The sequence below is a fragment of the Legionella erythra genome, from assembly GCF_001467615.1.
In the GTDB taxonomy this organism is placed as follows: Bacteria; Pseudomonadota; Gammaproteobacteria; order Legionellales; family Legionellaceae; genus Legionella_C; species Legionella_C erythra.
This window is the reverse complement of sequence record NZ_LNYA01000003.1, coordinates 318,234-343,720: the sequence shown is the minus strand read 5'-3', so window position 1 is coordinate 343,720 and position 25,487 is coordinate 318,234. Positions and strand designations below refer to the sequence as shown.

Below are 25,487 nucleotides of genomic sequence, written 5' to 3'. Positions count from 1 at the left end.
ACGTAAAAGTAATACACACAAAACATTTGATTTTATGTGAAAACATCATTATCGTATGGCTACGTTTTAGCTTGCAGGCCAGGTCCTCAACGTGTTGAAAACGCCGGATTTTTTTGATTTTTCTCAATTGTCCAGGGATGAAGCGGCTTGCCGGCTTCAGCAATTCAACCTGCGGCTTACCGTTGATGAAGCCCTGACTATTCAGAATGTGCTGTTAAAACGCCCTCCTACTTACGCCGAATGTATTCTTTGGTCCATCCAGGGTTCTGAACATTGCTCCTATAAAAGCAGCAGAAAATACCTCAAACGGTTCATTACCGAAGCCCCGCATGTCATTCTTGGACCCAAGGAAGATGCGGGAATTGTAGCTGTGGCAAGCGACAGCCAGGGACGCCGTTACGGCATTGTAATGAGCCATGAATCACACAATCATCCGTCGCAGCTGGTGCCTTACGAAGGCGCTGCAACCGGCGTGGGCGGCAATGTCCGTGATGTGTGCTGCATGGGTGCTGAAGTGATTGCAGTCGCCGACAGTTTGCGCTTTGGCGAGCGTCGTCGGCCTAAAACCCGGTGGTTGCAACACGGCGTTGTTCGTGGCATTGCCGGTTACGCCAATCCTTTGGGTATCCCTAACCTGGCAGGCGATGTAAGTTACGATGAGGGGTATAACGACAATTGCCTGGTGACCGTAGTCACTTTGGGCGTTGTCCGTGAAGACCAGGTCATTCATTCTTATGCGCCGCCCGATGCGCATGACTATTATTTTGTGCTGGTTGGCAAACCGACCGATAACAGCGGTTTTGGTGGCGCCGCCTTTGCCTCGTCCAACCTAGACAGCGGGAAGGAAGAGGAAAACAAGGGGGCGGTGCAAGAACCCAATGCATTTCTGCAGCGGCATCTGCTGAAAGCCAATTATGCGTTCTTTGCGTGGTTAAGTGAACGCAACCTGATTGATCGGGTAGGCTTTAAAGATCTGGGCGCCGGCGGCATTGCCTGCGCCAGCGTTGAATTGGCTGAAGCAGGTGGCTATGGGGCTGACATTGATTTGGAATCCGTGCCAACCAGCATGGCCAATCTCCTGCCTGCGGTTATTCTGTGCTCCGAAACCCAGGAACGCTTCATGTGGGTTGTACCCAAAAGCATTATTCCGGATGTGCTTAATCACTACAATGAACGCTTTGCCTTACCCGAAATCTGTGATGGCGCGAAGGCCACCGTAATCGGCCGTTTGCGCCAGGATGATCGTTATGTGGTGCGTTATCAGGGCAAGGATTTGGTCAATGCCTGCGCGAAAGACATTACGCAGGGGATTTTATATGACAGACCCTACGTCAGCCGCTCGTGCAGGGTTTCAAAAGCCGAGCGGCCTGACTGTGAAGACTTGACTGACACCCTCCTCCATTTACTCGCCCATGAAAACATTGCCTCAAGAGCCCCCATTTACGAAATGTACGACAAGCAGGTGCAGGGGCGTACTATTTTGGAGCGCGGATGCGCCGATGCGGGCGTCATGGCCCCTTTCAATGACGACAGATACCCCGAAGAAATTCAAAAAACCGGTATTGCACTGGCGGTAGGACAAAATCCCCGCTTCAATAAAATCAATGCTTACTGGGGAGCTGTCAATGCGGTTACCGAAGCGGTGCGTAAAGTGGTCGCAACCGGTGCCTGGCCTTGTGCTCTGACCGATTGTCTGTGTTTCGGCAACCCTGAAAAACCGGAGCAAATGGGGGATTTTGTGGAGGCGGTTAACGGCATCGCTGATGCGGCAAACGCCGTGAAGATGCTGGATACGGGAGCGAGTTTACCCATTATTTCAGGCAATGTGTCGCTTTATAATGAATCCACCTCAGGCGCTATTCCCCCAAGTCCTATGATCAGTTGTTTAGGTCAGATGCCGGATTATGCCCAGGCACTTACCTTCGATTTAAAGCAGCCTGGTTCGGTGCTGTATCTGATTGGCGAGCGGCGCCAACAAGGCGGCGGCAGTGTCTACGATGCCCTTAAACACCACGCCGGCACGGATCTCCCCCAACCCAATCTTGCCGTCTTACACACCGAATTGCAGGCTGTTTATGAGGCGATTCAACACGGTTTGGTTCTGGCTGCCCATTCCATAACCCGGGGAGGACTCGCGGCGGGGATAGCCGAAATGACATTCAAAAACAACGTTGGCGTCGACATTATTCCGCCTGCGAATGCACCATTGGCATCCTGGTTATTCGCTGAAGAGGGCGGGTTTATCCTGGAGGTACCACCGCAACACGCTCAGTCAATTGAACAATTATTCAAAAAAAGCGATGTTCCCTGCGTCGCTATCGGCGAAACAACGGTTTCTCCCACCCTGAGCGTGCATTCAGCCATCCATTTACCGCTGCATCTCGCCCGCGAGGTCTGGGAAAACGGTTTACGTGAAGGAGACTGTCGTGACAAGCATTGATTACAAAGCCGCTGGTGTGGATGTTGATGCCGGCAACAGAGCTGTGCAAGGCATCAAAAGAGCTGTGGAGAGCACGTTTTCCCCGCGCGTCTTAACCGGGATTGGTCATTTTGCGTCGATGTTTGATTTAAAACCCCTGCTGGAGGCGTATCAGCATCCGGTTATGGTGCAAAGCATTGATGGCGTCGGCACCAAAATGATGGTAGCTAAACGGATGCAGAAATTCGATACCATTGGCATGGATTTAGTCAGTGCCACCACGAATGACATCATCGTTCTGGGTGCCAAACCACTGACCCTGCTTGATTACATTGCCAATGACAAGCTCAATCCAGCCATCATTGAGCAAATTGTAAGCGGCATGGTCGTTGCCTGCCGTGAAAATCAGATTGCGCTGGTGGGCGGCGAAACCGCAGAAATGCCGGGTACTTATCTGCCTGGGGAGTTTGACTTGGTTGGTGTGATTACCGGGGTGGTTGATAAACATAAAGCCATTACCGGCAAAACCATCTGTGAAGGCGACAGTGTGGTGACGTTCCCCTCCAGCGGCCTGCATACCAATGGCTATTCGCTGGCTCGGAAACTGTTTTTTGGTGTTTTAGGGCTCGATGTGGACAGTTACCATCATGATTTGGGGCGCACCATTGGCGAAGAATTATTGACGCCCCACCTCAATTACACGCAACCGGTGCATCGTATTTTAGCACAGGGCATCGCCATCAAAGGCATGGCCCACATCACCGGCGGCGGTTTATTGGACAATATTCCCCGTATTTTACCGCTTGACTGTGCTGTGGAAATTGAAAAAAAACGCATCCCTCATTTGCCTGTTTTCGATGTGATAAAGCAGGTGAGCCGTTTGGACGATGAGCAAATGTACCGTACATTTAACATGGGGGCCGGCCTCATTATGATTGTGTCGCCTGAAGATTTAAACGCGGTACGAGATGTGTTGCAAAAATCCTATTCCCTGCCTGTGTATGAAATTGGCAAAGTCGTTCGCGGCCAGCAAAAGGTAAGCCTTCTATGATACGCATTGGATTGTTGCTTTTCCCCGGTTCCAATTGTGAACGTGAAACCGCCCTGGCGGTAAAACGGGCAGGCATGCAACCGGTTGAAGTATTATGGAATGAATCGCCAGAAACGCTGCGAGCATTGAATGGCTTTATTCTTGTCGGTGGATTTTCCTACGAGGATCGCTCACGGGCCGGCATTATTGCGGCCTTACACCCGATCATGGAGGAGATTAAACAGCAAACCCGCCTCGGCAAACCCATTTTAGGTATTTGCAATGGGGCGCAAATCCTGGTTGAAGCGGGTCTCGTGCCGGGATTGGCTGAGGCTGCCGGGCACATGGCATTAACTGAAAACCAGCGTATCCATCAAGGCCGAATTCTTGGCACCGGTTTTTACAACGATTGGGTGACCCTGCGCTTGAGCGAGGGACATCAAGCCAATGCGTTTACCCATCACCTTGATGCAGACGACAGGATAGTCCTGCCCGTCGCGCATGCCCAGGGACGTTTTGTCATGCCTGACGCGCTATTGCAGCAAATCATCGCGCAGGGACTCCATCTATTCCAGTATTGTGATGCCGAAGGCCGGACTGTTGACCAGTTCCCGGTGAACCCTAATGGATCAGTCAATAACATCGCGGCAGTCAGCAATGCGACCGGTAACGTGCTGGCGATGATGCCGCATCCGGAACGCACAGTTAATGGCGATAAATTATTTACATCCATGCGCGCATACATTGAAGCCGGCAATCTGATTGGCTCCATGCCTTGCCCTGTTCAAACGGCTTCCTTGCCAGATAAGGTGTATCGTTTGCCGTCGCCCGCCCACCAATGCCTGGTTAAATTAAATATCACCGACAATGAGGCGATGACGGTTCAGAAAGCATTGCAGGCGCGCGGATTCCCGGTACGTGTTCATCGGTATACCCATTGGGAGTTAACAGGCCCGAATGCAGAGGACATGCAAGCGATTAAACAGGCTGGTGTTTTATATTGTGAGCGCAAGGAAGAAGAGGTGCGTCCTGCTGCAATCAACTCACGCCATGCGCAGTCTTTTTTAGTTCGACCCAAAGACGATGTGCTCGGTCAGGACATGTGGCAAACCATAACCGGTTATTATGGTTTTAAGACCGTGAAAGCGGTTCACAACGGTATTGTCTGGCAGTTTGAAAGTGATGAAACCGATGTCGCCACGCTGATTGATAGAATTCTTTCCACCAACATGATAGGGAATCCATACGCTCATGAATGCTATCGCTACGACACCTCGTTATCGGGATGAAATCCGGGCCCAGTTGCCATTTCTGCTTGATAAAACCCGGTTGCCGGTTAACCACCGCAGTCAGGGCAAAGTTCGGGACGCCTACGATTTGGGCGATCGTATCCTGTTGATCACCACGGATCGCTTGACCGCGTTTGACCGCCCGCTGGCCTTAATTCCCTGCAAGGGGCAGGTATTGAACCTGACCAGTGCCTGGTGGTTTGAGCAAACGGCCAACGTGGTTCCCAATCATGTGATTGCAGTGCCCGATCCCAATGTCCTTGTCGCCAAAAAATGCGAGGTTTTTCCCATTGAGTTTGTGGTGCGCGGTTACATTACCGGGACAACGGACACCTCCCTGTGGACCCAGTACCAGAAAGGCATCCGCCAGTATTGCGGTGTGTCGTTCCCTGAGGGCTTAACGAAAAATCAACCCCTAAAACAGCCGGTACTAACCCCGACCACCAAGGAAACAATTCACGATCGCCCGATATCCCCTGACGAAATCATTGCCGAGGGATGGATGACGGAAGCGCATTGGTTAAAAGCCAGTGAATTAGCGCTGAAATTATATCAGCGCGGCGTGGAACTGGCAGCAAAGCATGGGTTGATTCTGGTTGATACCAAATACGAATTTGGCGTGGATGAAGCTGGTAATGTGCTGGTTGTCGATGAAATCCATACCCCGGATTCCAGCCGCTACTGGTTGGCGTCTTCTTATCAGGAGCGTCTGGCGGCAGGCCTTGAGCCGGAAAACATCGATAAAGAATTTTTAAGGCTGTGGTTTGCTAGCCACTGCGATCCCTATCACGACAAGGAATTGCCGCAGGCGCCGCAGGAATTGGTGGAACAATTATCCGCACGGTATATCCAGCTGTATGAAATGATTACCGGGAAACCCTTTACCTTTCCAACCCATCAGGAACCGGTAGAGCAACGCATTTTAAGACATATAGCCCCTTACTTACCATAGGCGGATACTCATGTGCGGAATAGTCGGGATTTACAGCGCAGAACCCGTAGCGTCCGAGTTGTTCGACAGCCTGGTGCATTTGCAGCATCGCGGTCAGGATGCAGCAGGTATTCTGACCTGTGAGCAGCGTTTTTACGTTAAGCAGGGCTTGGGTCTGGTGAGAGAAATTTTCACCCCGGAAAACGTCCACGCGCTGCAGGGCACGATCGGTATCGCCCATTCCCGCTACCCGACCGCAGGCGGATACAGTGAAGCCGATATTCAACCCTTGTGGATTGGTAGCCCGCGCGGCATTGCCCTGGCTCATAATGGCAATCTGTCCAATTATCAGGAGCTGGCTGATGAAATTCGCCTCAAACAATACCGCCATTTAAATTCCTCTCTTGATTCGGAAGTGTTGTTGCTGATGCTGGCTGACCAATTGGCCCATGGTGCCTATGGTTACGATAACGATGACGCTTTTTTTGATTTGCTTTGCGAGGCCGTGTCTTATATTTTTGAGCGGGTGCAGGGCGCTTATTCCATTGTCAGCGTCATCATCGGTAAAGGCTTGGTTGCTTTTCGCGATCCGCATGGCATAAGGCCATTGGTGATGGGAAGCCGTGACAACCAGTCCGGGCATCAGGATATTATCGTTGCCTCTGAGACCACGCCTTTTTATGCGCTGGGATTTCAGGATGAGGGGGATATTGCTCCCGGTGAAGTGGTGTTTGTCAGTTCAAGCGGCAAACTTTACCGTCGGGTCGTTCGCCAGAAAGACTTTCGCCCCTGTGTGTTTGAATACGTCTACTTTGCCCGTCCGGATGCGACGCTTAACCATGTCAGCGTCTACCGCGCCCGTTTGCGTATGGGGCAGAATTTAAGCCGGCAATGGCAAAAAAAATACCCCGGTATTATTCCTGATGTCGTCATTCCGGTTCCATTTACCGCCAATACCGCGGCCATGGCTTTTGCGCATGAATTGGGTGTGCGCTACTCCGAGGGCCTTTACAAAAATCCCTTTATTGGCCGCACCTTTATTATGCCTAGTCAAAAGGCAAGGAAGCAGAGCATCGGATACAAATTAACGCCGCAGCGCACCGAGATTGAGAATAAATCGGTGTTGATTGTCGATGACAGTATTGTGCGCGGTACCACATCGCGTGAGATTGTCAAAATGGTCAGGGCATTGGGTGCCAGGACCATTTATCTGGTCTCCACCGCACCCGCCTTGAAAAATCCCTGTTTCAGCGGCATCGATATTCCTTCGCGCAGTGAATTGATTGCCGCCAATATGGATGAAGCAGAGATTGCTGGGTTTATTGGTGTCGATATCCTGATGTATCAAACAGAAGAGGATTTAATTGAAGCGGTAACCCGCCGCGGCCAGCACCAGATTAAAAAGCCCTGCATGGCATGCATGGATGGCGATTATTTCTGCCAATCCATCAATGCAGAAAAAATGCGGCAGTTGGAACAGGAACGGCAAAAAATACGACTTGAAATGAACGAAGAGGAAATAGCAGGGTGAAAATTTTGGTTATAGGTTCTGGCGCACGTGAGCATGCCTTAGTCCACGCATTGCATCGCTCACCGCAGAAACCACAGGTGTATTGTTATGGCTCCTCTCTAAATCCCGGTATTCACCGCATGGTTGTCCATTATGCATGCGGTGATGTGACGGCCTGTGAAACCGTGGTTGCAAAGGCACGCGAGTGGGGTATTGAATTGGCCATTGTCGGTCCAGAGGCGCCTTTGGAGAAAGGCATGGCGGACGCTTTATGGCAGGCGGGTATCGCGGTGATTGGTCCTAAAAAAGCGGCCGCACAGATTGAAACCAGTAAACAATTTGCCCGTGATTTAATGAAAAAATACGGTATTGCCGGTCTACCGGCTTATTGTCAGTTCAAGTCCATGCAGGGTATTGAAGCCTACCTAAAGACGCTGGGCGAAGGGCAGTATGTCATTAAAGCCAATGGCTTAATGAGCGGCAAAGGGGTCAAGGTGGCCGGAGAGCATGTGCACACCCTGACTGAGGCCTTGCGTTTTTGCCAACACATGTTTAATGAAGGTCAGACGCTTGTCATTGAAGAAAAATTAATGGGTGAAGAATTTTCCTTTATGGCCTTTGCTGATGGCAAAACATTGGTGCCTATGCCATTGGTTCAGGATCATAAACGCGCTTTTGCCGGCGATACAGGGCCCAATACCGGCGGGATGGGGAGCTATTCTGCAGCCGATCACGGTTTGCCTTTCTTGACGGCGACGGACATTGATGCGGCCTGGTCCATCAATCAGGCCGTTTATGAAGCCTTGCAGGATGAATTGCAGCAACCTTACATCGGCTTTTTGTATGGTAGTTTTATGGCCACAGCACGAGGTGTTTCTGTCATTGAATTTAATGCAAGGCTAGGTGATCCGGAGTCATTGAATGTCTTGTCTTTGCTTGAAAGCGACCTGGTTGATCATTGCATCGCCATGGTGCAGGGCGAACTTAACGCGGCTGATGTGCGTTTTGCACCGTATGCGACGGTGTGTAAATACGCGGTGCCTCAAGGTTATCCGGATGCTCCCCTTAAGCATTTTCCAATCGACTGCAGCCTGATTCAGGATGCTGCTCATTTTTATCTGGGTGCGGTTCATCAACAGGGTGAGCAATTATTGGCAACTGGCTCAAGAACCGCGGCCTATGTCGGAATTGGCGCAACGCTGGCTGAGGCCGAAAAACAAGCCGAAGCTGAAATTGCGCGTCTTGGTGGCGCCCTTTACCACCGCCGTGACATCGGTACCCAGGAGCGGATTGATGCCCGTATTGCTCATATGAAGCGGTTGCGCCTTTCATGATACGGCTTGGTATCCTCGGCTCGACGAAGGGCACTAACCTACTGGCTCTTAAGGAGGCGATAAACAGCCACAGATTGCCCGCTCAGATCGGGTTAGTGGTGAGTAATAAAGCCGATGCCCTGATCCTTGAGAAAGCCAGACAGGCGGCCATCCCTGCCTTTTTTGTCGACTCATGCGGCTTAAGCCGCCCGGATTATGATCAGCAATTGCATCAGGTGTTTCGTCGGTTTGAGGTGGAGTTGATTGTTCTTATTGGTTATATGCGTATTTTATCGGCACAGTTTGTTCAGGACTGGCGGCATCGAATCATCAATGTTCATCCATCTTTATTGCCTGCCTTTTCAGGATTAATGGATTTGGAGGTGCATCGAGCGTTTTTACAGGCAGGAGTGAAGCAAAGCGGCTGTACTGTGCATTACGTCACCGGAGAAGTAGATGCCGGCCCGATTTTAATTCAGAAAACCTGCCCGGTTTACGCTGATGACACGCCAGAAAATCTGCGCAGCCGCGTGCAACAGTTGGAAGGGCAAGCCCTTGTGGCGGCTATTGAGGGAATTGCCGCGCATGCATGGCAGAAACAGTTTATTAACTAAACAGGAAACATATGATGTCAACCATTCTCGTCTCCCTGCTGATGGGTTCCAAGTCCGATTGGGACATGATGAAAGAGGCCAGCTCTATGCTGAAAAAGCTTCAGATACCCCATGAAGCCCGGGCTTTATCGGCGCACCGCACACCGGAGGCGCTATTTGAGTACATGCAGTCTGCGGAAGCACGGGGTGTCGAAGTGTTTATCGCAGCAGCGGGAGGGGCGGCGCATTTACCGGGCGTGGTGGCATCCAGGACCCTACTGCCGGTATTGGGTGTGCCCATGCCATCATCCACCTTCAGCAATGGTCTGGATGCATTATTGTCGATCGTCCAAATGCCGGCCGGTATCCCTGTCGGGACCTTGGCTGTAGGCAAAGCCGGCGCCACCAATGCAGCAATCCTGGCTGCCATGATCCTCGCCAATAAATACCCCCAATACCGTCAAGCGGTCAGCGACCATCGCCGATCACAGGCTGAAAAAGTATTGGAATGCGCTGAATTGGATGATTGCCCCGCGTAAGCAGGGCAGTTCAGATCGTTAAAACCTTATTTGTCCGCCTGCGTTAAAGGCGGCAAATGCGGGCGCGGCGGCGGTTCAGGCCTTGTGACGACAGGAGGCGGTTTGCGTCGATGCTCCTGCTGCCCGCCGCTGACATCTTTTAAATGATCCTTGTTTAAGCGGCCCTTTTTGCGTTGTTGTTTACTCATGGTTCACCTCTATTCACTCAGAGCCTTGACGGTGCCTGATTCTGGCTTCATCCACATAACGGGGCCGTACCGGTTCCCGTCTTTGATGCGAACCGCCAGAGACCTTGCTTAATTCGTCCGGGGTCAGGGGGGTGGTTGGTTTGCCTGTTGCTGGTGGGGATTTACGTTTCATCGCATACCTCTCATTGAGAATACGGTTTAAGTATAGGATAAATGTTTAAAATATGATCGGTTGCGGGCTTCCTGTGCGGAAAGGGTGATTTTATATTAACCATTCAGATTAATTACTTTAGCAGTTGACGCGTAGCCATTTGCCGGAAAAGACCGTCTTTGTCCATTAATTGCTGATAAGTACCTGATTGCACGACCTCGCCTTGGTCCATCACCAGAATTAAATCGGCTTTCTCTATGGTTGTGAGGCGGTGGGCAATGACAACACGGGTGATGTTAAGTGCTGCAAGGCTTTGAATGACGATAGCCTGAGTGACATTATCCAGCGCGCTGGTGGCTTCGTCGAAAAACAGCAATCGCGGTTTTTTAGCCAGGGCACGGGCAATTAATACCCGTTGCCGCTGACCGCCTGACAGGGTGCCGCCGCGTTCAGAAATAACGGTATGCATGCCCATTGGCATTTTGTCGATATCGGCGGCAAGACCGGCCCTGTCGGCTGCTTCCCAGGCTTCATCCAGACTGAGCAAAGCGGAGCCCGCGATGTTTTCAAACAGGGTACCCGATACCAGCGTGCTGTTTTGCAACACAACGCCGCATTGCTCACGCAGGCGTTGCACATTGAGTTGCTTGATGTCATGGTCATCAAAAAAAAGGTTGCCTTGATCGGGTTTTTCAAACCCCAACAGCAGACGAAGCAGCGTGGATTTACCCGAACCCGAGGGACCGGTTAGGGCGACATATTGTCCGGGATAAATAGTAAACGACACGTTTTTAATCACTGGTTGTTCTTTTGCATAGGAAAAGCGCAAATGATCCACTTCTATTTTTCCCTTCAATTGACCGGGATCCCGTTTGCCGGCATGGGTTTCAGGCAGGGTTTCAAGTATAGGAGCTGCCCGTTTCAGGAGAGGAATACTGTTAATCAGCGTCCCGGCAATATCGGTTATACCAAGCATGCCTGCCGTAAATTGCCCAAGGGTGGCGTTAAATGCGAGAAAAAGCCCCAGGCTCAGCGTGTCGGTGCGATGCAAAAATTGAGTAAACACAATAACGGATAACAGGGTTAGAAAGAAGCTGTTGAGACTCGATAACAAGGCACTCGCCTGATTGGCTTTGTAGGTGGTTTGCTTGATTTGGCTGTTTTTTATGGCCCAGAGAGAAAAGGCGGTTTTTTCCCGCCCCGAGCTTTGGATTTTACCAATACCGCCAAGCAACTGCACCACCATGCCTGACAATTCGCCCTGCAGGCTTTCCTGTATTTTGTAATGTTTTAACTGCCTTAAGCTGATAAGCAGGGTATAGGCACAAATGACAAGAATGATAAGGGTAGACGTTACGGCGAGGCTTATGTCGTAATAAAACAATAAAATCAGGCTGAATAAGGAAAAAATGCCGCTAAGCAGGGAATTGACCACCACGCCCGCTAATAACGTGCGGATATGGCTGACGGCCATGGCCCGCTGCGTCAGATCGCCGGTGGTGAAGCGCTTGAAGAAAGTCACCGGCAGTCGAATTAACCGATCCCAAAGGGCTACCTCAAGGTTTAAGTTCAGGCGGCTGCTTAAGCGCAATACGGTAATGGAGCGGACCAGTTCAAAAAGACCGGCGGAAAAAGCGGCGATTAATAAAGCGAGGATAATTTGCTGCAATTGATTGAGGTCACCAGCAGGGACGACTTGTTCAAACAGAATCCCGGTAAACCAGGGCATGACCAGACTGAGCAGCGCCGCTAAAGAACCGACAATCAACAGGCGAATCAGATCACGTTGACCGCCGCGAAAGGCGAAAGTAACTAAATCTTTTATTTTTAATGATTTCTGCGGCAATGGGCAATACATTTGCCAGGCATTGTCTGTAAACAGGGCGGCTTCCTGAGCAGTGAGTTTTTTGCTGATTCCCTGAGACGGATCAATCAACAGCAGGCCACGGGTCATGCTTGGGAGTGCCAGGTAATATGCTTTGTCTTCCGGTTTTTGCAGCAGCAGGGGGTGAGTAGCGCCACGCCACCAGGTCCCGCTCAATTGAACAGGTCGGATGGCCATGCCGGTTTTTAAGTTGATTTCCTGAACATCATTAACCTGAACATGTTCGGGAAGCTCAAGCTGATAAAAGGATGCCGCGCGCTGCAGGCAATAGGTCAAGGTATCCTGCCGGCCGGTTTGTGCAACTGGATTTTTGCTTTTAAGTGTTGAAATCATCGATAGGTAGGCTCGCTTAAGCCGATTGTCCTCTATCTTTTTTCTTTGTTGGGTGCGTTCTTCTTCCTGCTCCCTCAGTCGCTCAACGGTTTGAATCAATACCGGCAAAATATGGTTAAAGAATGCCTTGCCGGTGGCAACCCGCTCTGAAGGCTTCGTGTGCTTGTCAATGAGAAGGCTGGTGTCGTAATCAAATGGCGCATTGTTAAGGTACTGGACAAAATGGTTCTGCCAGGCCATAAGGGACCCCTGCTGCTCGTTCTTGTTCAGGTAAGCCTCCGTCACAGCTTCCCATTCAGTGTCGGTACTACGGGAGGCAATCAGTTGCCAGCCGGTTACCGGGGGCTGTCCTTTAAGGCCCAGAAGCACATCATGGCGTTGACACTGCGCAATCAGATAACGGCTTTGCCTGTAATGACTATTCACTGGAACAAGAAACAGGTCGACGTGGCCTTGCAACACCCGGTAGTGGGTATCACTTTGCAGGAGATCCAGTTCATTGAGGGGGGCTGTTGTCTTCATCATGCCTCGCTCGCCAATAGACGGCAATAAGCGCCGTTCAGCGCCAGTAATTGGTCATGACTGCCTCGTTCAATCACCTGCCCCTGCTCAAGAACAATGATCTCATCCGCATCCCGTATGGTGCTTAAGCGGTGCGAAATAATCAGCAGGGTGCAGCCTAAGCGGCGCAATGCAGTATCGATGGCTTTTTCCATCTGCGCATCCAGTGCCGACGTCGCTTCATCGAGAATTAAAATGCTGGGTTTTTGCAACATGGCGCGGGCGATTTCCAGACGTTGGCGCTGACCGCCGCTGAAATTGGAACCGCCTTCATTAATCATGCTTTCATAACCCATTTCCCGTTCGCCGGCAATCATGTCATGCATGAAGACGGCTTTGCAGGCGTTGAGGATATCTTCATCATCAACGGTGGGATCCCATAAGGTTAAGTTGTCTTTTAAGGTGGCATGAAACAGGCTGATGTCCTGATCGACGCTGGCAATGGAGTTAACGCGAATGGCATTGGGGATCTGATGCAATTCCTGACCATCAATGAGGATACGCCCTGACCAGGGTTCGTAAAAGCCCAGTAATAATTTCCCAATCGTGGATTTACCGCTTCCTGAACTACCCACCAGCGCGAGACGGCGTCCCGGTTGAATGTCTAAAGAAAAATCCCGCAGCAGGGGTTCGGCAAGCGGGCTGTAACCGAAGGTGACCTGTTCAAAGACCACATGACCATTCAATTTGGCGTGAGGGGCAGCGGATTTCTCAGACGCCGGCTCGTAACGCCGGGCCACGGGATGAGAGGTGATGTCCTCGAGATGGAATAAATCCGCCGCAATATCCTGGATGGTTCCGGCCAGCATCACCAGCATTTTGACCGGCTGGATGAAACTGCGGTACAAAATCTGAAAGGCTACCACGGTGCCAATGCTCAGTTGCCCTGCAATAGCCAACCAGGCCCCAAAGCAGAGAATGCCGGCATTGGTCAGCAAATCCAGCGCCAGGGGGAGTGCTGCGAAACAATCGCGCGTCCAGCTCAATTGTTGTTCGGCAGTTAAATAATTGGCATGCATGCCGGCGAATTTCTTAAAAAAATCCTGTTCAGCGCCAGAGGCTTTATAGGTTTCTATCATCTGCAGGCCGCTGATGGCTGTACTCATCAGTTTATTCTGTGCTTTGGTTTGCCGTTGACTCTCACTGCTTCGCTTTTGTGCAATAACAAGCAGGGCGATGATGTTGATCGCGGTGGCCAGTAATACCAGCAAGGTGAGCGGCACGCTGAGTAAAAAAAGGATACCCAGGTAAATTAACGCCAAAAGAAGGCTCACCAGGTTGGTTCCGAATTGTTGAGAAACTAAAGAGGCCACGGAGTCACTGGATTGCAGGCGATTGAGAATGTCACCAAGGTAGCGTTGATTAAAAAACGACATGGGCAGGCGAATTAAATGCCAGAAAAATGAAGCCCCATTCACCAGTGCCATTTTCACTTCAAGGCGGCTTAGCATGGTTCGTTGATACCAGGTGAGCAGGGCGCTAAAAGCTCCTGCAATCAATAAGCCCAACAAAACCGGCCGTTGCCAGTGATTCAACTGCTGGATGAGGACCTCATCGATGAAAATTTTGTTTAACCCGGCTATGGCTATGCCGGGTATGGCAAGGCTTAGGGTTGCAAGGATAATAAAGCCAACGGCTTCTTTGGAGTGACGCAGGCGAGCCATTAAGCTTGAGAAAATTTTAGGTTTATGGCCCGCTTTAACGAATTGAGGCGTTGGTGTCAGTTCAAGCAGTACACCTGTAAACCCCTCATCAAATTCCTGAACGCTTAGTTTCCGTCTTCCATAAGCGGGGTCGTTGATGTAAACATGGTGCTTGCTGGCGCCTTCCAGTACCACAAAATGATTGAATTCCCAATGAATAATAGCCGGCAGCCGGCACTCGAGGATATCGGCAGGTTCAAGGCTGTAGGCTTCAACGTCAAGGCCATGCAGGACAGCTGCACGGTAAATATTGTCAGCACGGCTGCCGTCCCGGGAAACCCCGCAATCCATGCGCAAGACATCCAGTGGAATCCAGCGATCATAATAGGCAAGAACAATGGCTAAGGCAACGGCCCCGCACTCCACGGCCTCCATTTGTAAAATGGTCGGTGTTTTTTGTATCCGTTTAAACCCGTTTCCAATGTTCATGCGTGTTAATCTATCCCCAAAAATGCTTTAATGGCTGGAATAACCAGGGTAATTGGCGGCTGGGATTTGGTAATGATGTCAGCGGTGCACAGGGTACCATTCGTGATGACCATGTTGGGCCCTTTGGATGTTGTCCACTGATAATGACTGGGTGTATCGGCTTTCATCAGGCGTACCCGCACATACAACTGTGGCCCGCTTTGACTGAAATCCTCCACCAGTTTTTCGTTGGCCAGTACCGCCATCATGCTGCTTTGACTGCTGGGAAAGCCAGCCACATCCTCAACCACGCCGACGATGCTGCCGTATTCCTGCTTTTTGACGGTGCTGGGTACCACCTGGGCTGACATGCCGCGCAAAATGACTTTACCCATGCCAGCCGGCACATAAATGACCGCATCCACGGTTTCGGCATAGGGTTCAATGTCCATGATTTTGCTGCCCGGTTGCACAATTTCACCGGGTTTGCCAACGATATTAATGATCTCTCCATCGACGGGGCTTACAATGATGCTGTGGACTTTTAATTTTTTCATTAGAAAAGCGACATCCTGTTCGGCCTGTTGGAGTCGGTTTTTAAGTTCAGTCAGCCGTTGCTGATTGGCCTCAACGCGCCGTTTAAATTCAATGATGTTATCAGCGATTTTTTTGCTGATTTCGTCGCGTAGCTGTAATTCCTTAAAATAATTGCTTTTCAATTCCGCCAACTCCTGACGTGAAATGACTTTATCCACCAGTTTTTCCCGCTCCTCCAGTGCTTTTTTCAGAAACTGCAGGTGAAGGTTGGCATTGTCTAAATCCTTGGCCCAGTTTTTTCGCAGCGTTTCATTGTTTTGTTGTTCCAGTTTAAAATCCTTATCGATGAAACGCTGTAAATCACGGACCTGTTTTCGCAGCGAAAGGACAATTTGCTGCCTGTTTTCGATATCCAGCAGCAAGAGCGGCAGTTTCAGGGTGGCCAATCGCTGCCCTGTCTTGACTATATCGCCAACCTGGACTTCCACGGTCAATAAACGTCCGGAGTCTTCAGCGATGGCATCATAAATTTTCTGGCCGCCGCTGATAAGGATGCCATTCCCGGACACCCGCGTGTCGATACTGCCAAACACGGACCAGGCGGCAATCATGCCAAGCAGCATAACCAGGGTGGCAAGAATAAGCCAGTTTAAAGGCGGGACGATACGAAAGAGCGTATCCAGTTTTTCCGGATTGTTTAACCGTTTTAAACTTTTTTCACGAAACAGTTTTTCCATATCTGTCCTGAATCATGGCCCCTTTTTTAGTATATCCCGGATAGACCATGATTTCGAATCGAATACCCTGTTGTCAGGACAAACGCATTTAATGGATGCTGTGCATAAGGCACAGCACGTAGGTAAAACACATCATCCCTTTGCCGTTCCCTCTCTGGGCAATCCATTCGCCGCCATGTGAATTGCTTAACCCCATCCCCTTGGGTGACGTGAGTCGCTGCGTGGCCATGACGCAGGCTTCGCTTAAGAAATCTTTAAGTAAGTTTTTATATAATTCATAAAATAAATAGAAATTTAAGGCCTTATAAATGCCAAGACAAATGCTTTATTCAAACGACATGAATTCAATAACAGAGAAACACCTCACAGGAAATAGTGAATGGGAAAAAAAAGACGTTCTTGTTCCAGTTTCTTTTATCGAGATGAATGTCACTTATTTCTATAATAAAGATAAAAATTTTGTGATTATTGCCAGCCCACTTGCCGTGAACGAAGGAGCAGGGGATGCCGTAGAGCCATCATACGAGGCAACAATTCGATCAATAGAAAATCAAGTGGGAAATGGACATTTTGGTATAGGTTGCTCTTTGTTAGGCAAAGGAACTGGAGAGCGTCATTATATAGCTCTCTTCAAGGAGAAAGGTGCTCATGGAAAAATAAGCATGTTTGATTCCAAAATAAGTGCTCCAAATCAATTTTTTAACTCATCAGAATCACCATCTTTTTTTGAAAAAGCCAGGGGATTCATTAAAGCACCATTCAAGGCATTGGGTTTATGGGCTTTTGGAATCGGAAAAGAAATAAAATCCTCTTTTCTGGGTAAGGACGTCATTGTACACAGACTGGCTACTCAGCCATTTTTTGACGGAGTAAGTTGTGGCTTTCACGCTTCGGGTGCCGTTTTGATGATGGCAGATTTGATTGGCAAAGGAGTCACTACGACAGAAGAAATCACTTCATCAATAACCAGCGACAAGTGTCTTGACCTAAAATCAGAAACTCTTTTAAAAGGCGAAAATGAAATCATTCCTGTAATGAACAGTTCTCTTGGCTCTCTGATTTCGAGCAAGGGACATAACTCAGGTAAGAGCTGCGGACAGGATGACGAAAAAAAGAATGAAATCAAGGCAACAGACAGCGACGTTCTAACGGGGCAAGGAAAAACTTTTTCTGAGGTTAATGAAACTTCATCACACGAGCCAAAGTTTTTCTAGGGGGAGCCTGCGTCAAGGCTAAGTCCTGCGGGCACGCTGCGCCTGGCCTTGATGCAGGAAGCGTCCCCACGCTGGTCAACGTTCAGGAGCGAAGAGGGCTTTAGCCTATAATCGATTTGTGTTTGCCCTGCCTCTTGATGCAGTCAGTTTTTACTCGGTGCCGTAGCTGGGAAGGGCTTGGTGCCCGGTTTGAAATCGATAAGGTTAGCGCCCCCTGATGCGTTGCGTAAATTATGGTGAAGGATTTTTTTATTTTCTTTGCGGATGTGCTTGCCGGGTTTGTGTAATTTTCGGGACATACGGATGAACTCCTGCCAATACCAGTTCATTCCAAATTATAGCCCAGAATTGCCGTTGTCCTTTACAGCCGCGGGTTGCCGCTGTAGACTTGAATAATGAATCAAAATTCAAGGGGTGCTTATGGCGCATGGTGGTGCACGGGCCGGGGCCGGACGTCCGCGGGGGCAGGGGAAGTTTGGCGAGGCGACCAAATCGGTGCGTATCCCGGTGTCGCGCGTTGCAGACGTCATGCAGTATCTTAAGACAAACCGCGAGGCGGCTCGCATGCCGTTGTATGCCAGTTCGGTTAAAGCCGGGTTTCCTTCGCCAGCGGATGACTTCATCGAACAATACCTCGATTTGAATGAGCATCTGATTAAGCATCCGGCGGCAACGTTTTTTGTCAGGGCGTCGGGTGAGTCCATGATCAATGCTGGCATTCATTCCGGTGACATGCTGGTGGTTGACCGCAGCATCGAAGCGATGCATGGCCATGTGGTGATTGCTGCAGTCAACGGTGAGTTAACGGTCAAGCGTTTATCGCGGCAGCAGGGTAAAACCCGGCTGCTGGCGGAAAACCCCGAATTTGCCGCCATTGATTTAACGAGCGATCAGGACGTCGTGATTTGGGGCGTGGTAACCCATGTTATCCATGCGGTGCTCTGATGTATGCCCTGGTGGACTGTAATAATTTTTACGCCTCCTGCGAGCGGGTCTTTAAGCCGTACCTGCTTGACAAGCCGGTGGTTATTCTGTCGAACAATGACGGCTGTGTGATTGCCCGCTCCAATGAGGCCAAAGCATTGGGTATTCCCATGGGGGTGCCTTATTTTCAGATTCAGGGCTTATGCCGGCAGCACGGCGTCCATGTGTTTTCATCCAACTTTAGTCTTTATGGCGATATGTCGCGGCGCGTGATGTCCATCATCGAGGACAATTGGCAGGACGTGGCGGTTTATTCTATTGATGAAGCCTTTCTGGATTTAAAAACCTTGCCTTTGGCGGATCAGGAACCGTTCTGCCGAGCCTTGCAGAAAAAAATTCTGCAATACACCGGTATCCCTGTTTCTATCGGCCTTGGTCAGACTAAAACACTGGCTAAGCTGGCCAATTATGTCGCTAAACGCCGCCTAAACGTGCCGGTTTTTAATTGGCTTGGCCAAAGCCGCTGGCTTTCACAGATAGACGTGGGAGAAGTCTGGGGAATCGGCCGAAAATGGCATAAGGCGCTTAAGCAACAAGGCATTCATTGGGCCAGTGATTTAGCCGCCTTGCCCTTGCAGTCACTCAAAGCCCGTTTTAATGTGGTTTTGCAGCGTACTGCCCTTGAGTTGCGTGGTATTCCCTGCATTGGTTTTGAAGAGAGGGAGGAACGAAAAAGCATTTTATCGTCCCGATCGTTTGGGTGCATGCAAAGTGAGCAGGATATTTTAGCGCAGGCGCTGAGTGCGCATTGTGCGCGGGCTTATGAAAAATTACGCCAGCAGCATGCTCTGGCCGGCTATCTGGGGATTTTTATACGTACCAACCCATTCCGGGCCGATCTGCCGCAGTATGCGCCGTCCATGGGTGTCTGTTTGCCTCAGCCTACAGATGATTTGCGGGAATTAACACGATGGGCAAAGTGGTGTCTGAACCGGATTTACCGTGCGGGGTTTCAATACAATAAAGTCGGTGTTCATTTGGGTGATTTACAACGCCTAAATGAGCAGCAACTTGATCTGTTTAACACATCGACGCCGCATCAGCAGCAGCAAACCAAGCGGTTTCTCGCTGTTTACGATGCGATTAATCAACGGTACGGCCGCCAGATGATTCGTCTTGGCGCTGAGGGGCATGCCAAACCTTGGGCCATGCGAGCAGCCATGCGTTCTCCCTGCTACACGACGCGATGGTCTGATCTACCTGTTGTCAAATAGCGGTTGACGGCATTCAGGACAAAGCGTAAAAATCATAGTTTACTCAATACAGAGAAAAAACATGCTGAAACCACTTGTTGCGATGCTTTTTGCCACAGCCGTTCATGGCGCCTATGCAGAAACTGAGCCGGTTAAGCTCGAAGGCCGTTATGAATGCGGCGGCAAGGAAATCGATACCCACGCCGATTTCAAGTGCAATATGTCCATTGAAAAAACAGGAGAAACTTACCGCATCAAGTCCCTGTGCGACGATGGCTCGTCTTATCTGGGTACGGGCATTTATTTCCCGGAAAAAAGACAGCTGACGCTGGTATTCATCAACCCTAAAAAAGCGGCGGAAACCGGTGTCGTGGCGGCTGAAGTTAAACAGGATGGCTCCATGGCTTCTACCTGGACTTACCTGAATAAAACGAGTATCGAACACGGGTACTGCGTCCGCGCCAAAACCTATGCGAAGCAATAAAGGCTAAGGGTTATTCGGTATTGACGAAAAAATTTCTCTATTGCGCGGTGTGCTTCACACTGGCAAAATACCCTAATCAATTTGATTAGGGATGACTATGATAAGCCGGAAAGCTGTTTTTTCATCGCTGTTGGTTTTCACCATGGCGCCGTTATTTCCACTTCATGCAAGCGTTGATGCCAGTGCGCCAAAAACAAACCAGTACTGGTTTCCAAAAGCACTGGACTTAAGTCCGCTTCGCCAGCATGATGCCTTGGAAAATCCATTAGGACCTGATTTTGATTATGCCAAAGCATTCAATACACTGGACCTCAATGCCGTCAAGAAGGACCTCACTGCGTTGATGACGCAATCCCAGGATTGGTGGCCTGCCGACTTTGGCCATTACGGCCCCCTGTTTATTCGCATGGCCTGGCATAGCGCAGGAACTTACCGCATTTTTGACGGCCGTGGGGGTGGGGATGGTGGCATGCAGCGTTTTGCCCCACTGAACAGTTGGCCGGATAACGTCAACCTCGATAAGGCGCGACGTTTGCTTTGGCCGATTAAGCAAAAATATGGCAATAACATTTCATGGTCTGATTTAATGATTCTGGCGGGTAATGTGGCGTTGGAGTCCATGGGGTTTAAAACCTTGGGCTTTGCCGGAGGACGCGTGGATGCCTGGGAGCCGGAATTGGTGAATTGGGGTTCTGAAAGTGAATGGCTGGCCAGTCATCGGCAGACTAAAGACAAGGGATTGGATAAACCGTTCGCCGCGACGCAAATGGGACTCATCTATGTCAATCCTGAGGGTCCACAGGGGAATCCCGACCCACTCGCTGCTGCGAAAGACATTCGTGAAACCTTTGCCCGCATGGCCATGAATGACGAAGAAACCGTGGCGTTGATTGCCGGCGGACACAGTTTTGGCAAGGCACATGGCGCGGCTTCCGGAAAATATTTAGGCCCTTCGCCTGAAAATGCCGGCATTGAAGAACAAGGTTTTGGTTGGAAAAACAGTTATGGCAGCGGAAAAGGAAAAGACACCATAACCAGCGGTCTTGAAGGCGCCTGGACGGTTTCACCTACCCATTTTACCCATAATTACCTGGATAACCTGTTTCGATTCAATTGGGTACAAACCAAAAGTCCGGCAGGCGCTATCCAATGGATGCCTGAGGATAAAAGTGCCTCCTCTCTCGTGCCGGATGCTTCTGATGCAGCTAAGAGACATCCGCCGATGATGTTCACAACGGATTTGGCGCTTAAATTCGATCCTGCTTACAGCAAAATTGCCAAACACTTCAGGGATAACCCCAAGGCGTTCGAAATGGCCTTTGCCAAGGCCTGGTTTAAATTAACCCATCGCGACATGGGGCCGCGTACCCGCTATTTAGGATCCATGGTGCCCAAAGAAGTGATGATCTGGCAGGATCCCATTCCGCCGGTTGATTACCCTTTGGTTGATGCAAACGATATCGAAACACTCAAAACAGCGATTATTGATTCTCAATTAGCCGGACCTGAATTAATCAGAACAGCATGGGCATCTGCCTCGACATTCCGCAAGACTGATATGCGGGGCGGCGCTAATGGGGCACGCATTCGCCTGGAGCCGCAAAAAAATTGGCCTGTGAATAATCCTCAGGAATTAGCCAGGGTATTGACTGCGCTTGAAAAAATAAGGGATGACTTTAATAAGAGCCAAACCAATGGCAAAAAAGTCTCGCTGGCTGATTTGATTGTTTTGGGGGGCGGCGTAGCCATTGAGCAGGCAGCGAAAAAAGGCGGCGTTGAGATTACCGTACCCTTTATTCCCGGTCGCAACGATGCATTACAGGAGCAGACGGATATCCAGTCTTTTGCTGTACTTAGGCCCACAGCGGATGGCTTTCGAAACTACTTTGAAACGACTAACGTGAAATCCCCGCCGGACATGCTGGTTGAAAAAGCCAGCCTGCTCAATCTCACGGTTCCCGAGATGACTGTGCTGGTGGGCGGCATGCGGGTCCTGGGTGCTAATGCGGCTAATGGCAATGACGGGGTATTTACGGCGAAACCGGGTACCTTGAGCAATGATTTCTTCGTCAACCTGCTGGATATGTCGACTGAATGGAAAAAATCCCCTGATGTGGAAGGGGAATACGAAGGATACGATCGAGCCACCGGGAAATTAAAGTGGAAAGCCACCTCGGTAGACCTCATCTTTGGTTCCAATTCTGAATTGAGGGCTGTAGCTGAAGTCTATGGCAGTGATAATGCTCAGGAACAATTCATCCATGATTTTGTTAAAGCCTGGGTGAAGGTGATGAATCTCGATCGGTTTGATCAGGTGAGTCATCTCGTTGGCGGCAAACCGACATCCTAATCATCAAAGCTCGGAAATGACTGTGGGGCTCGTCCTGCAATCATTTCCGGCCTCATGACAATCCAACATGTCCAAACACAAAGAAACACCCATAATGCTTTTTTTCATGGTATGATAGTTTTATAACCAATCATGGGGCTTACAAACCATGGATGTAGAACTTCTGTCGCGAATTCAATTTGGATTTAGTATCGGGTTTCATATTCTGTTTCCCACATTGAACCTCGGGTTGGCGGTGTTCCTGATTATTATGGAAGGCCTGTGGCTTAAGACAGGAAATAGTGATTACCTGAAAATTTGTAAATTATGGACTAAAATTTTCGCGCTTACATTTGGTATGGGTGTTGTTTCAGGAATCGTGCTGGCTTATCAGATAGGGACTAATTTTGGTCCATTCATCAGTGAATTTGGCAATGTGCTCGGTGCGTTGTTTGCCTATGAGACGCTGACCGCCTTTTTTCTTGAGGCCGGATTTTTAGGTATTATGCTGTTTGGTTGGCAACGGGTTCCGCCCTGGTTGCATTTTACCGCGTCCATTCTCGTTGCCTTGGGCACGACTGTCTCGGCTTTTTGGATTTTATCGGCTAACTCCTGGATGCAAACACCCAGTGGTTATCAGGTTGTGGATGGTAAATACATCGTTGAAAGCTGGTCGGCTGTTGTTTTTAATCCCTCCTTTATTCCTCGCTTCATTCACATGCTGCTGGCTTCTTATGTGACCACTGCGTTTGTGATTATGGCCGTATCCGGTTATTACCTGTTAAAAAATAAAGCCCTTGCGGTTGCAAAAAAATGCCTTTCATTTGCCTTGTGGTCGGCTTTGGTTCTCGTTCCTCTGCAAATCGTTATGGGTGATTTGGTTGGATTAAGGATACACGAACACCAGCCCATTAAAACAGCTGCTATGGAGGGACTTTGGGACACTCAAAAGGGAGCTCCTCTGGTGGTGTTTGCCTTGCCTGCGCAAGAAAAACAACGCAATGAGTATGCTGTGACTATTCCCAAATTGGCAAGCTTCATCAATACACATGATTGGAATGGACAAATGACCGGCCTTAAGTCAGTTCCTATATATGATCAACCGCGGGTTGCACCGGTGTTTTTTTCATTCCGCATCATGGTGGGCATTGGTCTGCTCATGCTTTTTACGGCCCTTGTGGGTCTTTATTTGCGTGTAAGAAATAAACTTTATACCAGCAGGTGGTTTTATTATTTGGGTTTAGGTTTGGCGCCTCTGGGTTTTGTGGCCAGTGTCGCGGGTTGGTTAACAGCGGAATTAGGCCGTCAACCTTGGGTGGTTTATGGGCTATTGCGAACCGCCGACGCCGTATCGGCTATTGGGTTGGAAGAAGTCATCATTTCATTTGTTTTATTAGTCCTGGCCTATGGTATTGTTTTCGGTTTTTATCTGTATTATCTCCTGAAATTAATAAGCCGTGGCCCCGAGGAGGCCGAAAAGAATAAAACGGAACACCATGCCTTCCAGTACATGACTGATCTATCACGGGAGGATAACTGATGCTTCCATTGATCTTTGCTTTCTTGCTTGCTTTCATTGTGATGATGTATGTGATTCTTGACGGGTTTGATTTGGGAGTCGGTATTTTATTTCCCTTTACTGCCAATGAAAGCGAACGGGATCAGATGATGAATTCCATTGCTCCAGTCTGGGATGGCAATGAAACCTGGTTGGTTTTTGGTGGGGCAATTCTTTATGGTGGCTTCCCGCAGGTATACGGACTGTTACTTCCCATTTTATATATGCCCTTGATGTTGATGCTGATCGCCCTCATTTTTCGAGGAGTCAGTTTTGAGTTTCGTTTTAAAGCGGAACGGTCAAAACCACTATGGAACTGGTTATTCTCGATCAGTTCTTTGGCAGCGGCCTTTTTTCAAGGAGTGGTGCTTGGGTGCTTTGTGCAGGGTTTTCCCATCAATGAGGCACAAATGACCATCAATGATGCGGATTGGCTGACGCCCTTCAGTTTATTGACGGGGATTGCTTTGGTCAGCGGCTACGCGCTGTTGGGCGCCACGTGGATGATTATCAAAAGCAGTGGCTCATTGCAAAAAAACATGAACCATTATGCCAAGGGGTTGCTCATTATTGTCAGCCTGTTTTTGTTGTTTGTCAGTATCTGGACGCCACTCCACAATACTGAAATTTTTAATCGCTGGTATAGCTTTCCCAATGTCATTTTATTAAGCCCATTGCCACTAATAACCCTTGTCGCCATAGTCCTGGCCTGGAAAAATTTGGCAGCGGGTCATGAAAGAAATCCATTCATCTATAGCATCGTTATTTTTTTCTGTGCTTACGCAGGCATTGCCTTAAGCGTTTACCCTTACTTAATCCCTCATCAGGTCACACTTTGGGAAGCCGCAGCCCCTGATTCGACCTTAAGTTTTATCCTGGTTGGGGTTTGTATTATGCTGCCAGTGCTCTTGGCTTATACCTTGTATGCTTATTATCTATTCCGAGGGAAATCCGAGGGTAATTATCACTAAGGCTCGCGTAACAGGGCATTGTAAATCCACAGGAAGAGCGGTAATGTCACCGCCCAAAAACAACCCAGTATCAGATAAAAATAAGGGCTAAGAGGCAATGCCGCGCCCACTTTTACGCCAAGCCAATACGCTAGGGGCACACCGGTCACAGCGAGAAAGCTGTAGGTTTTATAATAGTTAAATGTCTTTTCATAGACCACAATCAGATAAAAGCCAAAACTCAGCCAAAGGGCTATAATCCAGGGGGCGGCCACATAGGGGGCCCAAGGATTGGCTTTGTAGGTGATGAGGCCAGTCCAAAGCCATAAGCTGTCGACAACGGCACCCAATAAACCAAAACCGAGGGTAAAGAGAAGCGGCCGGGTTAGCCCAAAACCATTCACGCTTTCCCAGAGCGCCTGAAGCAACAGGAAAAATAGCGTGAGGATCGGCCCTGCCCATGGGGCTTCTCGATAAGCAAAATAAACACAGGCTATCCAGCTCAAGTAATATAACACCGCGTGCAAAATAATTCCGATGTATTTTTTTGTCACGATGAAAATGGCAGCCTGGTTATTGTGTTATCGTTCAATCTCACACATTATCATTAGATTGGCGTTAGCCTCAATCCTGTTTAGGTTTAAGGAA

The 25,487-nt window shown here is 49.5% G+C and carries 22 protein-coding genes; 15 read left to right on the top strand and 7 right to left on the bottom strand.

Annotated elements, in window-relative coordinates; genetic code table 11:
• The first annotated feature begins 91 nt into the window (after positions 1–91).
• Genes purL through purE form a run of 8 tightly spaced genes read left to right on the top strand, consistent with a single transcriptional unit; the run spans position 92 to position 9,624 of the window.
• Entirely contained in the window at positions 92–2,440 is a 2,349-nt protein-coding gene (purL, locus tag Lery_RS02710; RefSeq protein WP_058525706.1) for a phosphoribosylformylglycinamidine synthase subunit PurL, read from the top strand.
• The gene (gene purM, locus Lery_RS02705) at positions 2,427–3,470 is read left to right on the top strand and encodes a phosphoribosylformylglycinamidine cyclo-ligase (RefSeq protein ID WP_058525705.1); all 1,044 of its coding nucleotides are present in this window, start codon (positions 2,427–2,429) and stop codon (positions 3,468–3,470) included. Before purL ends, purM begins: the two co-directional genes overlap by 14 nt.
• The gene (purQ, locus tag Lery_RS02700) at positions 3,467–4,738 is read left to right on the top strand and encodes a phosphoribosylformylglycinamidine synthase I (RefSeq protein WP_058525704.1); all 1,272 of its coding nucleotides are present in this window, start codon (positions 3,467–3,469) and stop codon (positions 4,736–4,738) included. Before purM ends, purQ begins: the two co-directional genes overlap by 4 nt.
• Positions 4,701–5,690 (top strand): phosphoribosylaminoimidazolesuccinocarboxamide synthase, encoded by a 990-nt coding sequence (locus tag Lery_RS02695; RefSeq protein WP_058525703.1) that lies wholly within the window; start codon positions 4,701–4,703, stop codon positions 5,688–5,690. The genes purQ and Lery_RS02695 overlap by 38 nt, the downstream gene beginning before the upstream one ends.
• Positions 5,691–5,700: 10 nt before the next feature.
• The gene (gene purF / locus Lery_RS02690) at positions 5,701–7,200 is read left to right on the top strand and encodes an amidophosphoribosyltransferase (protein ID WP_058525702.1); all 1,500 of its coding nucleotides are present in this window, start codon (positions 5,701–5,703) and stop codon (positions 7,198–7,200) included.
• Complete coding sequence (gene purD, locus Lery_RS02685; RefSeq protein ID WP_058525701.1) at positions 7,197–8,513, top strand: phosphoribosylamine--glycine ligase; 1,317 nt, start codon at positions 7,197–7,199, stop codon at positions 8,511–8,513. Before purF ends, purD begins: the two co-directional genes overlap by 4 nt.
• The gene (purN, locus tag Lery_RS02680) at positions 8,510–9,106 is read left to right on the top strand and encodes a phosphoribosylglycinamide formyltransferase (RefSeq protein ID WP_058525700.1); all 597 of its coding nucleotides are present in this window, start codon (positions 8,510–8,512) and stop codon (positions 9,104–9,106) included. The genes purD and purN overlap by 4 nt, the downstream gene beginning before the upstream one ends.
• Before the next feature lie 14 nt (positions 9,107–9,120).
• Positions 9,121–9,624, top strand: coding sequence for a 5-(carboxyamino)imidazole ribonucleotide mutase (gene purE, locus Lery_RS02675; protein WP_058525699.1), 504 nt, complete (start codon positions 9,121–9,123; stop codon positions 9,622–9,624).
• Positions 9,625–9,650: 26 nt separating this feature from the next.
• On the opposite strand, the gene Lery_RS15200 is transcribed toward purE, so the two are convergent.
• From Lery_RS15200 to Lery_RS02660, 5 genes are all read right to left on the bottom strand, one after another.
• Positions 9,651–9,812 carry a hypothetical protein gene (locus Lery_RS15200; protein WP_156412470.1) on the bottom strand — a complete coding sequence of 54 codons (162 nt, stop codon included), beginning with the start codon at positions 9,810–9,812 and terminating at the stop codon, positions 9,651–9,653.
• Between the two features lie 13 nt (positions 9,813–9,825).
• Positions 9,826–9,984, bottom strand: a complete 159-nt coding sequence (locus tag Lery_RS15195; protein ID WP_156412469.1) for a hypothetical protein — start codon at positions 9,982–9,984, stop codon at positions 9,826–9,828.
• Positions 9,985–10,096: 112 nt separating this feature from the next.
• Positions 10,097–12,706, bottom strand: coding sequence for an NHLP bacteriocin export ABC transporter permease/ATPase subunit (locus Lery_RS02670; protein ID WP_058525698.1), 2,610 nt, complete (start codon positions 12,704–12,706; stop codon positions 10,097–10,099).
• A complete protein-coding gene (locus Lery_RS02665) occupies positions 12,703–14,874 on the bottom strand; it encodes an NHLP family bacteriocin export ABC transporter peptidase/permease/ATPase subunit (protein ID WP_058525697.1) in 2,172 nt (723 codons plus the stop codon). The genes Lery_RS02670 and Lery_RS02665 overlap by 4 nt, the downstream gene beginning before the upstream one ends.
• A gap of 5 nt (positions 14,875–14,879) precedes the next feature.
• Positions 14,880–16,127 (bottom strand): NHLP bacteriocin system secretion protein, encoded by a 1,248-nt coding sequence (locus Lery_RS02660; RefSeq protein WP_058525696.1) that lies wholly within the window; start codon positions 16,125–16,127, stop codon positions 14,880–14,882.
• Between the two features lie 308 nt (positions 16,128–16,435).
• Between Lery_RS02660 and Lery_RS02655 the strand changes: the two genes are divergently transcribed.
• Positions 16,436–17,341 (top strand): hypothetical protein, encoded by a 906-nt coding sequence (locus Lery_RS02655; protein ID WP_058525695.1) that lies wholly within the window; start codon positions 16,436–16,438, stop codon positions 17,339–17,341.
• 143 nt (positions 17,342–17,484) lie between these two features.
• Here the strand turns inward: Lery_RS02655 and Lery_RS15190 are convergent, their stop codons facing one another.
• Positions 17,485–17,640: a hypothetical protein gene (locus Lery_RS15190; RefSeq protein ID WP_156412468.1), complete on the bottom strand. Its 156-nt coding sequence runs from the start codon at positions 17,638–17,640 to the stop codon at positions 17,485–17,487.
• A gap of 121 nt (positions 17,641–17,761) precedes the next feature.
• On the opposite strand from Lery_RS15190, the gene Lery_RS02650 reads away from it, so the two are divergent.
• From Lery_RS02650 to cydB, 6 genes are all read left to right on the top strand, one after another.
• On the top strand, positions 17,762–18,286 hold the full coding sequence (locus Lery_RS02650; RefSeq protein ID WP_058525694.1) for a LexA family protein: 525 nt from the start codon (positions 17,762–17,764) through the stop codon (positions 18,284–18,286).
• On the top strand, positions 18,286–19,539 hold the full coding sequence (locus Lery_RS02645; protein WP_058525693.1) for a Y-family DNA polymerase: 1,254 nt from the start codon (positions 18,286–18,288) through the stop codon (positions 19,537–19,539). The genes Lery_RS02650 and Lery_RS02645 overlap by 1 nt, the downstream gene beginning before the upstream one ends.
• 61 nt (positions 19,540–19,600) lie before the next feature.
• Positions 19,601–20,002, top strand: a complete 402-nt coding sequence (locus Lery_RS02640) for a hypothetical protein (protein ID WP_058525692.1) — start codon at positions 19,601–19,603, stop codon at positions 20,000–20,002.
• A gap of 142 nt (positions 20,003–20,144) precedes the next feature.
• The gene (gene katG / locus Lery_RS02635; RefSeq protein WP_202814024.1) at positions 20,145–22,352 is read left to right on the top strand and encodes a catalase/peroxidase HPI; all 2,208 of its coding nucleotides are present in this window, start codon (positions 20,145–20,147) and stop codon (positions 22,350–22,352) included.
• 148 nt (positions 22,353–22,500) lie between these two features.
• Positions 22,501–23,871 (top strand): cytochrome ubiquinol oxidase subunit I, encoded by a 1,371-nt coding sequence (locus Lery_RS02630; protein WP_058525690.1) that lies wholly within the window; start codon positions 22,501–22,503, stop codon positions 23,869–23,871.
• Positions 23,871–24,860, top strand: coding sequence for a cytochrome d ubiquinol oxidase subunit II (gene cydB, locus Lery_RS02625; protein WP_058525689.1), 990 nt, complete (start codon positions 23,871–23,873; stop codon positions 24,858–24,860). Before Lery_RS02630 ends, cydB begins: the two co-directional genes overlap by 1 nt.
• Here cydB and Lery_RS02620 read toward each other — a convergent pair.
• Positions 24,857–25,393 (bottom strand): DUF2878 domain-containing protein, encoded by a 537-nt coding sequence (locus Lery_RS02620; RefSeq protein WP_058525688.1) that lies wholly within the window; start codon positions 25,391–25,393, stop codon positions 24,857–24,859. The two genes, cydB and Lery_RS02620, sit on opposite strands and share 4 nt — an antisense overlap.
• Positions 25,394–25,487: the final 94 nt, after the last annotated feature.